Origin of the sequence: Kitasatospora sp. NPDC051164 (genome assembly GCF_044455625.1) — a bacterium.
Taxonomy (GTDB): Bacteria; Actinomycetota; Actinomycetes; order Streptomycetales; family Streptomycetaceae; genus Kitasatospora.
In genome coordinates this window covers 60,758-71,191 of sequence record NZ_JBITFB010000005.1, presented here as the reverse complement: position 1 = coordinate 71,191, position 10,434 = coordinate 60,758, and the positions used below count along the sequence as shown (strand labels likewise).

The 10,434-nt window shown below is 74.1% G+C and carries 10 protein-coding genes; 5 read left to right on the top strand and 5 right to left on the bottom strand.

Annotated elements, in window-relative coordinates; genetic code table 11:
- The first annotated feature begins 124 nt into the window (after window positions 1-124).
- Complete coding sequence (locus ACIBEC_RS09475) at window positions 125-760, top strand: hypothetical protein (protein WP_360504593.1); 636 nt, start codon at window positions 125-127, stop codon at window positions 758-760.
- Window positions 761-938: 178 nt separating this feature from the next.
- On the top strand, window positions 939-1,952 hold the full coding sequence (galE, locus tag ACIBEC_RS09470) for a UDP-glucose 4-epimerase GalE (protein ID WP_360504591.1): 1,014 nt from the start codon (window positions 939-941) through the stop codon (window positions 1,950-1,952).
- Window positions 1,953-2,091: 139 nt separating this feature from the next.
- Here the strand turns inward: galE and ACIBEC_RS09465 are convergent, their stop codons facing one another.
- Complete coding sequence (locus ACIBEC_RS09465; RefSeq protein WP_360504589.1) at window positions 2,092-2,793, bottom strand: transglycosylase SLT domain-containing protein; 702 nt, start codon at window positions 2,791-2,793, stop codon at window positions 2,092-2,094.
- Window positions 2,794-2,864: 71 nt separating this feature from the next.
- Complete coding sequence (locus tag ACIBEC_RS09460; protein WP_360504587.1) at window positions 2,865-3,071, bottom strand: antitoxin; 207 nt, start codon at window positions 3,069-3,071, stop codon at window positions 2,865-2,867.
- A gap of 259 nt (window positions 3,072-3,330) precedes the next feature.
- Here ACIBEC_RS09460 and ACIBEC_RS09455 point away from each other — a divergent pair, with 259 nt between their 5' ends.
- Window positions 3,331-3,957, top strand: a complete 627-nt coding sequence (locus tag ACIBEC_RS09455; RefSeq protein WP_360504585.1) for a DUF6542 domain-containing protein — start codon at window positions 3,331-3,333, stop codon at window positions 3,955-3,957.
- Window positions 3,950-5,635 carry an LCP family protein gene (locus ACIBEC_RS09450; protein WP_360504583.1) on the top strand — a complete coding sequence of 562 codons (1,686 nt, stop codon included), beginning with the start codon at window positions 3,950-3,952 and terminating at the stop codon, window positions 5,633-5,635. Before ACIBEC_RS09455 ends, ACIBEC_RS09450 begins: the two co-directional genes overlap by 8 nt.
- A 42-nt stretch (window positions 5,636-5,677) precedes the next feature.
- Here ACIBEC_RS09450 and ACIBEC_RS09445 read toward each other — a convergent pair whose 3' ends face one another.
- The gene (locus ACIBEC_RS09445) at window positions 5,678-6,487 is read right to left on the bottom strand and encodes a nucleotidyltransferase (protein WP_360504581.1); all 810 of its coding nucleotides are present in this window, start codon (window positions 6,485-6,487) and stop codon (window positions 5,678-5,680) included.
- 257 nt (window positions 6,488-6,744) lie between these two features.
- Entirely contained in the window at window positions 6,745-8,010 is a 1,266-nt protein-coding gene (locus tag ACIBEC_RS09440; protein WP_360504579.1) for a DUF6777 domain-containing protein, read from the bottom strand.
- 478 nt (window positions 8,011-8,488) lie between these two features.
- Between ACIBEC_RS09440 and ACIBEC_RS09435 the strand changes: the two genes are divergently transcribed.
- A complete protein-coding gene (locus ACIBEC_RS09435) occupies window positions 8,489-9,838 on the top strand; it encodes a streptophobe family protein (RefSeq protein ID WP_360504577.1) in 1,350 nt (449 codons plus the stop codon).
- A 30-nt stretch (window positions 9,839-9,868) separates the two neighbouring features.
- On the opposite strand, the gene ACIBEC_RS09430 is transcribed toward ACIBEC_RS09435, so the two are convergent.
- Window positions 9,869-10,366 carry a hypothetical protein gene (locus tag ACIBEC_RS09430; RefSeq protein ID WP_360504576.1) on the bottom strand — a complete coding sequence of 166 codons (498 nt, stop codon included), beginning with the start codon at window positions 10,364-10,366 and terminating at the stop codon, window positions 9,869-9,871.
- Between the last annotated feature and the right edge of the window lie 68 nt (window positions 10,367-10,434).

Sequence of the window (10,434 nt, the reverse complement as noted above, 5' to 3'; positions counted from 1 at the left end):
GGGGCGCCGCCCCCGGGGGGGGGGGCCGCGGGGGGGGGGGGGGCCCCCCCCCCGGGCCCCCCCCCCCCCCCGGCGCACCCGCTTCCCGCGCCCGTCCCCCACACCGCCACGAGGAATGCCCGTCATGCGAACCCGCCCGAGCCTCGCTGCCCGCCCGATCCTCGCCGCCGCCGCCCTCGTCGCGGCGGCCGTCCTGCCCGCTGCCGCGCCCGCGGCCGCCCACGGCGACAGCGTCCACCTCGACGTCACCGGCCAGCAGAACGGCCACGTCAGCACCGTCGCCACCTGGGAGAACGACCACGATCCGGTCACCGAGGAGTTCGCCGGCACGCTCTCCGCCACCGCCGCGGACGGCCGCGCGGTCGGCCCCTGGCGCCTGATCACCGTCCCCGGCCACCCGGGGACGTACACCACCCGGGAGATCCTCCCCGCCGGGCACTGGCAGGTGACCGTCGACTGCGCCTTCCCCTCGCTGGGCCACGCCCAGCGCGAGCTCGACGTCGAGGCCGCCGTCATCAACGACCCGGTGCCCGCGGGCACGGCGGCCTCACCGCCGTCGGCCGAGGCCACCGCAGGGACGGCGTCCGCACCCGCCCCCGCCCCCGCGCAGGCGGCCACCGCCGGGCCCGTCCGCGAGACCACCGCCGCACCCGCCGACGAGACCACCACCGACAGCACCACCTGGGCCGCCATCGGCACCGCCGCCGCAGCCGTCCTGCTGACCGTCGCCGGCCTCTGGCTCCGTCGTCGCCGGGCCTGAGCGGCCGGGTCCGGTGGCCACCACCCCCTGAGCCGCAGTACCCGAGCCGCCGAGCCCGCCTCACCGCCCCTGAGCTGCCGGTACTGCCGACTCGGGAACCGGCAGGGCACGAACCGGCGTCCTCTCCGATCATCGGGTGCCGCCGGGTGCCCGGCCGATCGCAAGGGAGCATTCGCGGATGAAGAAGGTCCTGATCACCGGCGGAGCGGGGTTCATCGGCAGCACGGTGGCGTCAGCCCTGCTCGACCGGGGGATCACCCCGGTCGTGCTGGACGACCTGTCGAAGGGCCGGGCCGAGTTCGTCGAGGACCGGATCTTCTACCAGGGCGACATCGCCGACGCCGCCGTGCTCGACCGGATCTTCGCCGAGCACCCTGACATCGACGCCACCGTGCACTGCGCCGCGAAGATCGTCGTACCGGAGTCGGTGGCCAAACCGCTGTACTACTACCGGGAGAACGTCGCCAAGACGGTCGAACTCCTGGACTCCCTCCAGCGACACGGCTGCACCCGCATCGTCTTCAGCAGCTCCGCCTCCATCTACGCGTCCACCCCCGACGCCCGGGTCGACGAGAGCAGCCCGGTCGACGCCAACAGCCCGTACGCGCGCACCAAGCAGATGATGGAGCAGGTGCTCCAGGACTGGACCCGGGGCGAGGGGGCCGAGCGGCAGCGCGTCATCACCCTGCGCTACTTCAACCCGATCGGCGCCGACCCGCAGCTGCGCACCGGACTGCAGGACCTCAACCCGACCCACGCCCTCGGCAAGCTGATCGAGGCGCACACCACCGGCGCGCCGTTCACCGTGACCGGCGTCGAGTGGGAGACCCGCGACGGCTCCGGCATCCGCGACTACGTCCACGTCCAGGACCTCGCCGAGGCACACGTCGCGGCGCTGCTCCGCTTCGACGAGGTGATCGCCCCGGGCGCGGCGGACCGCTACCGCGTGATCAACGTCGGGACGGGCGACGGCACCACCGTCCGCGAGTTGATCGCCGCCTTCGAACAGGCCGTCGGCGCCCGGCTCGACGTCCGGGAGGCGGACCCGCGCCCCGGCGACGTGATCGGCTGCTACGCCGCCGTCGACACCGCCCGCGAGCTGCTGGACTGGCAGCCCCGGCGCGGCATCGCGGAGGGGGTCACCGACGCGCTCGCCTGGCGCGCCAAGTGGGCTGCCCGCCTGGGCGTCTGATCCGTCGGGAGTTCGGGGCCTGCCTCCGACTGCTGGTCAGTCCCTCCGGCCGCCCGTCAGTCCGCCCGGCCGGCGCCCGGCGACGGCGGTTCGCGGGCAGGCCTTCCTCACGGCCACGTCACGGCCTCGTGTCACGGTCTCACTTCACGGCCTCGCCGGACTTCGTCCAGTTGTCGCGCAGCCGGTCCAGGTAGGACTGCGCCTGGGAACCGATCTTGACGCCCCGGGCGAAGGCCAGCATGTTGCCCGCGCCCGCGTTGTAGCCGAGGGCGACGAGTTCGTCGCGGCTCAGCGACACGCTCGGGTGGGCCGGGAGCTGCGCGGCGAGGTCGTGCAGGTGCCACGCGGCCGCCTGGACGGCGAGGTTGCGGTCGTCCGGGAGCTCCTCCCACTGGCGGGAGGCGAACGGGCGGCCCGGCTTGGTGTCGTCGAACGCGGCGCGGTGCATGTTGGCGATGCCGAAGGAGGCGTCCGGTTTGCTGCGCTGCCAGGCCCGTTCCAGCTCGGGGTCGTGCGGCTTGTACGACTCGTTGTAGAGGATCGCCATCAGCAGCTGCGGGTTGACCCCGGCCTCGGCGGCGTACTGGCGGACCGGCGCCGCGTAGTCGGCGGGGTCGTACCCGGCGGAGGGCTTCGACGGCGTGGCCGAGGGGCCGGCCGACGGTGTGGCGCCGGACGACGGGGCCCCGGACGAGTGGGCCGACGCGGTGGCGGACGGGGCGGGGTCGGCGGAGGTCGCGCCGTCGTGGCCGTTGCCGCGGATGAGGCCCAGTACGGCCACGACCACGACGCCGATCACCAGCCGGCGTCCCCAGCCCGGCCCCTTCTGTTCCTCGCTCACCGCTGCCGGCCCTCCCCGTTCGTCCGTGCGCTCGTTCGACCGCCGTACGGTCGATCGTGTCCGGCGGCAGGTTACTCGGCGGGCTTCCGGTCGCCGTCGAGGTTGCGGAGGAGGTCCTTCGCCTTCTCGACGCCGGTGTCGATCTGCCCGCTGTACTTGCCGTCCGTGCGATCGTCGATCGCGTCGCCGACCTTGTCCAGGCCCTGTCCGATCACGTCGCCGTGCTCGCGGGCGAGGTCGGTGGCCTTGTCCGCGAGGTCCTTCAGACTCTCAAACATGGTGACGCTCTGCTCCTCCGATGCGTTCCTGATGATGTGCCGACGTGGCGGGGATCATGGCCATCCTAACGACGGCCCACCGAACGGTTCGCCTGCTGTCGGTCGGCAGCGGGTGACTTTCGGTGACACGGGTTTGTATGCTCCAGCCCGACTTCTACAGAGATGTAGAGGGCGGGGCCGCCGCCAGGACCGAAGGCGTCCCGGCATCCGCGCCGGTGCGACCGCGCCGCCGCAGCCGCAACGATCGAGGGAAGTGCGCATGGCCGGCCAGCGGGCGAGAACGCCGTACCAGGACGCGGGACCGCGCACCGAGGACCGTGCTTTCCCCGCCCAGCGCTCCCACCCGGCCGGGGGCGCGGTCGGGGAGGGGGGCGCGGCGGACGCCGGGGGCGCCGGCGCGGAGCGGTCGGCGCGGGCGCAACGGGCGGGAGTGGCGCGCCGTCGGCAGCAGGCGCGGTGGCGCGGCGGGCTGGTGGCCGCGCTCTCGGCGGTCGGACTGCCCGTGCTGGGCGGTGTGGCGGACGAGTTGGGCGGGCCCGGCGTCGGACTCCTGTTCGCGGTGGGCTCGGTGCTCGGACCGGGCATCGCGGCGGCGCTGTGCAGCCGGCCGGGCCGGTGGTGGGTGGTGACGGCGGCTCCGATCGTGGTGCTGCTCGCCGCGTCGGGCGTGGAGTACGTGGCGCATCCCGCCAGGTACCAGGGCAAGAACCTCGGCACCGGCGCGCTGCGCTGGGTGGTCGGGGCGTTCCCGGTGATGGCCGCTGCGGTGGGCGTGGCGCTGGCGGTGGTCGTCGGCCGGGCCGTTGCCGACCGCCGCCGGGCGGTGGCCGACCGCCGACGACCCGACAGTTCGGGCGTCCCGACCGGAGGGAGCCGCCGTGGCTGAGCGCAACCGGAGCCGGAGCCGGAGCCGGAGCCGTACCGACGGCAGCGGCAGCGGCACCGCCGGTCGTACCGGCGGTACCGGCAGTCCGCGCGGCCGCGCCCCGCGGCGCGGCGCCGCCCCGCTGACCGTCGCCGGGCGCACGCTGGCCTGCACCGTCTCCGTCGCCGTGCTCGGGGCCAGCGGCTTCACCTGGTACGAGTACCGAAGCCTGGACGACGGCATGATCAAGTCCACCGCGCTGAGCGAGGCCAAGAAGAACGCCCCGCCGCACCTCGACAAGTCCGTCAACCTGCTGCTGATCGGCCTGGACAGCCGCAAGGACATGGACGGCAACGACCTGCCCAAGCAGTTCGTCGAGGACGAACTGCACGCCGGATCCAGCGAGATCGGCGGCTACAACACCAACGCGCTGATCGTGCTGCACATCCCGGCCAACGGCGGCAAGGTCACCGCGCTGTCCGTCCCGCGCGACGACTACGTGCAGACCGTCGGCGCCGACGGCAAGATGCACAAGATCAAGGAGGCGTACGGCATCGCCAAGGACGCCGCCGAGCTGAAGCTGGGCGGCAAGGGGCTCTCCAAGGCGGAGCTGGAGCGGCAGAGCCGGGAGGCCGGCCGCTCGGCCACCATCCAGACCGTGCAGAGCTTCCTGGACGTTCCGATCGACCACTTCGCGGAGGTGAACCTGATCGGTTTCTACGACATCGCCAAGGCGGTCGAGCCGATCCAGGTCTGCCTCAACCACCCCGTGGACGATCCGATCACCGCCCGGACCGCCACCCACGAGGGCGGCGGCACCGGCCTCAAGCTCCCGGCCGGGATCAGCTCCCTCGACGCCGCCCAGGCGCTCTCCTTCGTCCGCCAGCGCCATCACCTGACCAACGGCGACCTCGACCGCACCCACCGGCAGCAGGCGTTCATCTCCTCCGTCGAGTACAAGCTCAAACAGCAGGGGATCCTGAACGACTTCGGGCAGATGCAGAAGCTGTTCGGGGTGGTGAAGAAGGACGTCGTCATCGACAACGAGTGGAACATCCTCGACTTCGCCCAGCAGGCGCCCAACCTGACGGGCGGCAACGTCGAGTTCAACACCCTGCCGATCTCGGGGTTCAAGACGGTCGGCGGACAGGAGGTCAACACCGTCAACCCGGACCTGATCAAGAAGATCGTCCGACAGCTGTTCAGCCACGAGACGGCGCCGGCCGCTCCGGCCCCGGCCCCCGGCGACACGGCGGGCGATACGGCCGCTTCACCCCTGGCCTCCGCCGGCTCCGCCCCGGCCTCCCCGAGCGGGCCGGCCAAGGCGGTGGTCGACATCAACGCGGCGGCCGGCGCCGGCGCGGCCTCCACCGAGTCCAAGGCGCTGGCCGAACTCGGTTACCAGACGGGGAAGATCGGCGACGCCCCCGCCAGGACCCGGATGACCACCGTGGCCTACGGCACCGGAGCCAAGGCCGACGCCCAGCAGCTCGCCGGCCGCTACGGCGTCACCGCCGCGCCCTCCGGCGCCGTTCCACCGGGCCACGTCCTGCTCACCCTCGCCGCCACCCGCACCCCGACCCCCACCGCCGCGCCCTCCGGCACCGCCGCATCGGGGGACCCGTCCGCCGACCCGGCGGCGGGCCTGCCCATGCAGGGACCCGCGGTGAAGGCGGGCGGGATCCCCTGCGTGGACTGAGGCGCGCGTCCCGAAGGGACGCCGGTCGAGGACCTCGGCTGCTCAGGGGCGCGGGGCCTTCTCGCCGTGGACGGCGGCGTACTCCGCGGCGAGCCACGGGCCCAGGTCGTCGATGAGCAGGGCGAGGACGGTCCGATCCGTGGCGGGCGTGCGGGCGGTGGCGGCGGCCAGGTGCATCTGGGCGGCACGCTCGGGGTAGTGGTCGGCGAAGGCCTTGGCGGAGGCGATGAGGTCGCTGGTCCAGCCGCCCCAGCGGGGCATGACCAGGGTGAAGCCGGTGCGGACGATGCGGCGGGTGACCGCGCGGCTGAGGGCGCGCAGGTCGGCGTCACTGGTGGCGGCGGCCGCGCGTGCGCGCCAGCCCGGGAGGGCCAGGGCCAGGTCGCCGTTGGTCTCCCGGGCGAGCAGGGAGGTGGGGCGGTAGCGGGGGAGCCGGGCGGCGAGGTCCTCGCCGAGCAGCGGGGTGCAGAGGCAGGCCACGAACCAGCCCAGGTCGTGGAGTTCGAGCTCGCTGAGCAGCGTGCCGATGCTGAAGAGCAGCACACCGACCCCGTCGACCTGCGCGAACTCGGCGTCGAGCGCGGCCTCGAGGGCGTCCGCTTCCGCCCGGTCCGCCGCCGTGGGCTCGTGGCGCAGGGCCACGAGCAGGTCCAGGTCGGAGACCCCGGGGACCGCGGTGCCGTGCGGGATGCTGCCGTAGAGGTAGGCACTGTGCAGCCGGGCGGGGCCGAAGGCACCGGCGATCCGCTCACGGGCGGCGTCCACTACCGGCGTGAACTCCGCCGGCACACGGGTGAGTGAGCCCTCCCGTGCGATGAACCCGTCGGCGTCCAGTCCCTGAGTGGTGGTCATGGGGGCACTCTGCCCCACCGGTACCCCCGCTGACCAGCGAATATCCGTCCGCTCGGTGGACTGCCGGTGGCGTGACTGTCAGTGGCGTGTGCAAGTATCCGTCGCACACGAACACGAAGGCGTCGGGGAACACAAGGGGATCGGCATGGGTACGTAAGGCATCGGCCAGAGCGCCGACGGTGCTGCGCCCCTGGGGCGTGCCGCTGCCACCGGCCGGGGGTGCGGGCGGTGGCAGCGGGACGAGGTCGGACGCCGGGTCAGCTCGGCGTGGCGGTCAGCGTGCTCGGGCAGGGTGGCAGGGTCGACGACGGCGTGGTCGCGCAGGTCGCGGCCGGCGTCTTCGGGACGGTGGTGGTGCTCGCGGCCGAGGTGCTGGTGACGGTCGGCTTACTGGTGCTCGTGGTGCTGCCGGCGCTCGTCGTCGTGCCGGTGGTGGTCGAGGACGAGGTGCTCGACGTCGCCTTCGTCTCGGACGGAGTACCGGAGGAGGTGGAGGAGGTCGCCGAGGAGGACGACGGCCCGCCCGACGAAGTGGTCGAGCCCGAGGTCGTGGAACCCGACGTGGTGGAACCGGAGGTGGTCGAACCGGACGTCGTGGAGCCTGACGTCGTCGAACCGGAGGTGGTCGAGCCCGAGGTCGTCGGACCGGACGTCGTGGCCCCGTTGGTCGACGTGGTCGCCGTGCCCGACGGCGTGGACGGCGTCCACGGCCCCGGCGGCGGGACGCCCGGCACCAGCGGGCCCTTCGGCGGCTCGACGGGCTTGTCCACGATCTCGATCCGCCCGGTCAGCCGGGAGAACCAGCCGCCGGTCTCGACGTTCACCAGGATGATCTCGGTCACCGGCTGCGGCGCCGGCACCACCACGATCAGCGTGGTCGGCTGGAAGCCGGCCCAGGCCTTCCCGGTGTACTTGGCGTTGCTCACCAGTTTCGGCGGCTTCAGCGGGTTGCCGCAGGCGCAGCGCACCCGGGGCACGCCCTGGGAGTCCACCAGGACGGCGGTGCCCGCCTGCAGCGCGGACTGGTACTCGACCACGGCGCCGCTCTTGTAGTTGTGGTTGGTCACCCGGGCGTCCACCCGCAGGTACGTCGGGGTCAGCGAGCGCAGGTAGCCGGGGATGTCGGCCTGCGCGATGCCCACGGCGGAGGCCCAGGCGCGGCCGGTGTCCCCGGCCGACACCATGCCGATCAGGCGCTCGGTGTCGCAGCTGGACTTGCCCATCGTCCCGGCGTACAGCCCGGCGGAGCTGCCTTCGATGCTGTGGAGGGCGGCCGGTGAGCTGCTCTTGGACGTTGCGCCGCCCGGGTGGGAGGTCGCGCCGCCCGGGTGGGAGGTCGCGCCGCCCGGCTGCTGCGCCGCCGCCGAGGTGGCGGGAGCGGAGGCGGTCATGCCCTGGGTTTCCACCGATGGGGTGAACGGGTCCGGCCCGGGGTCGGCCGGCGCCTGCAGCGCGACCTCGTTCGCGGCCGGGACGGCCTCGGTGTGACTGCCCTGGTTGTTGACGATCAGCACGGTGGCCACGACGGCCACCACCAGGGTGCCCGCCGCCAGGGCCAGCCCCTTGCCGGAGCGCCACCACGGCGTGCGCGGCCTGCCGCCGGATCCACTGGATCCGCCGCGACCGTCGGAGGGCGGCCCGGAGGCCCCGGGCGGGCCCGAGGGCGGCGGGGGGACGGACGGCGGTCCGGCCGTTCCCCCACCGGACGGCCGACCGGCCAACGGGCCGGACGGGGGACCGGAGGGAGGGCCGTACGGCGGCTCGCTCGGCGGGCCGGACGGAGGCGGTTGGGGGGTCATCGAGGCTCCGTTTCGCAGGCGGCCGGCGATCACGGCCGGCACAGGAAGCTCCTGCCATTGGTTCCTTTCTCCCCCGGTGCCCCGTCCGCCGCAACAGCAGGTGCCCCGGCCGTCGCCGAGCGTGCGCAGCGCCCGTCGGCCACCCTGGAAACCGGCCGGGCCCGGAGAGCGGGCGGGCCCCATCGAGCGACCAGGAGGCGGCATGCAGCAGCCCACGACCCGGGCCGTGGGCCCGCCCGGCGCCGTCCGCGGCTGGCTGGACGCGCTCGCCGTCGTGCTGGCCGGGGTGGCCGCGATGGCGGCGGTGGCCGCGTTGGGCCTCTGGCTGGCCGGTGCCGACGACCTCCCGGACGGCGGCTTCCCCTCGGTGCTCGCCGCGACGCTGGCGCTCGCCGTCGGCGGATCCGTCCAACTCGACGGCGGTGCGGGCAACTTCGCCGCCCTGGACGCCGGGATCAGCGCGATGCCGCTGACCGTCTCGCTGGTCGGCGCGGTCGCGATGGCCGAGGTGTTCCTGCGTCAGCTGCGCTTCCGCGCGGTGGCCGGCGGGGGCGAACTGCTCGGCCGGATCGCCCGGACGGTCGTGGTCTGGGTGCTCGCGCTCGTCCTGCTGACCCTCGGCGCCCGGCACAGCTTCGTCGTCCCGCTCGGCGGCGACCTCGTGCAGTCGATCGGTGGCGCACTCGGGCTGACCCCGGAGGTGGGCTTCCACGCGGACGGCCCGAGCACCGTCGGCATCGGCCTGGCCTGGCTGCTGCTGGTGCTCGCGGCGACCTTCGCGGTGTCCCGGCGGGCGCCGCTGCCGCCCGCCCTGGTGCGCTACCAACTCGCGGTCCGACCAGCCGCGTTCGCGCTCTGGCTGGTGCTGCTGGCGTACCTGGCGCTCGGCGCGGTGGCCGGGGTGTTGACCGCGATCGTGCACGGCAACGCCCGGCAGACCCTGGCCGTGGTGCTGCTCGCGCTGCCCGACCTGGTCTGGCTGGCCTTCGGTGTCGGGCTCGGCGCCGAGTGGCAGGGCCGGTTGGTCGGCGCGCTGGGCCTGCCCGTGCCCAAGCCGCTCGCCGACGTGCTGCGCGCGCCGCACGGGCAGTCGGCGACGGTCGACCTCGGCACCCTGGCCGACCAGGACGCGCGCGCCTGGCTGCTGATGCCGCTGGCCGCCGTCCTGCTGCTCGCGGCCGCCTTCCTGGCGGCCCGCCGCTCGCCCCGTACCGTCCGGCTCTGGCAGCACGCCGTACGGTTCGCGCTGGCCACCGCCGTCACCGTGCTGCTGGTGGGCCTGTGGACCCGGATGGACGCCGCCTACGGGCTGTCCGTCCTCGGTGTCGGTCTCGGTCAGGGCGGCCTCGGTGACCTGCTCGGCTCCGTCCTCGGCGGCTCGAACCCGTTGGCCGGCCTCGCCGGGGGCAGCCTCACGCTGCGTCCGGTGCTCTGGATGGCCGTTCCGCTCGCGGCGGGCTGGGGCCTGCTCACCGGCACGCTCGGCGCACTGCTCGCCACCCGGGTGCGGCACCGGGGCGAGGTGTCGGCAGACGCGGGCGAAGAGGGGTGACGGGCGGCGCGGCCGGGGGGGCTCGGAAGCTCAGAACAGCCGGTGGCCCTGGACCAGGGCGGTCTTGGTGCCGTCGTCCCGGACGAGCCGGAGCTTCTTGACGCCGCTGTGCATCTTCGCGCTGACCAGCAGCGACGGGCCGACGATCACGCCCACGGCGGCCAGGGCGACGAGCATGCCGATGTTGTCGGTGCTTTGCTGGTCGCCCTCCTCGACGGTCTGGCCGCCCAGGTGGATCAGCATCGGGACGGTGACCAGGAGCGAGAGCAGCAGCAGCCAGCCCAGGCTCCGGTGCAGCAGCTGCTTGGCCCGCGCCCGGGTGGCGCTCTCCACCCGGACCGCGAACGCCAGGGTGCAGCGCGGGCAGATGAGGGCGATCTCCTGGTCGCCGCTCGCCGGCCGGGGTGAGCCGCCGGGCGGCAGGTGGGAGATGCTCCACTTGACCGTCGTCGTGGTGAGCCCGTGTTCCACGCCCGCTCTGCAGCCGATGCTCACGACGTACCGGTCACCGATCGAGGACCGCGCCACCCTGCCACCCCCTTGACGCCGCCGCGACCGTCGCGGGGTAGGCGGATTGTATTCCCGTCGGGGGCAGT

Bases quoted from the DNA above. Each gene is read 5' to 3' on its own strand.
- ACIBEC_RS09435 (WP_360504577.1), top strand. From the start codon at position 8,489: ATGCAGCAGCCCACGACCCGGGCCGTGGGCCCGCCCGGCGCCGTCCGC.
- ACIBEC_RS09445 (WP_360504581.1), bottom strand. From the start codon at position 6,487: ATGACCACCACTCAGGGACTGGACGCCGACGGGTTCATCGCACGGGAG.
- galE (WP_360504591.1), top strand. From the start codon at position 939: ATGAAGAAGGTCCTGATCACCGGCGGAGCGGGGTTCATCGGCAGCACG.
- ACIBEC_RS09455 (WP_360504585.1), top strand. From the start codon at position 3,331: ATGGCCGGCCAGCGGGCGAGAACGCCGTACCAGGACGCGGGACCGCGC.
- ACIBEC_RS09460 (WP_360504587.1), bottom strand. From the start codon at position 3,071: ATGTTTGAGAGTCTGAAGGACCTCGCGGACAAGGCCACCGACCTCGCC.
- ACIBEC_RS09475 (WP_360504593.1), top strand. From the start codon at position 125: ATGCGAACCCGCCCGAGCCTCGCTGCCCGCCCGATCCTCGCCGCCGCC.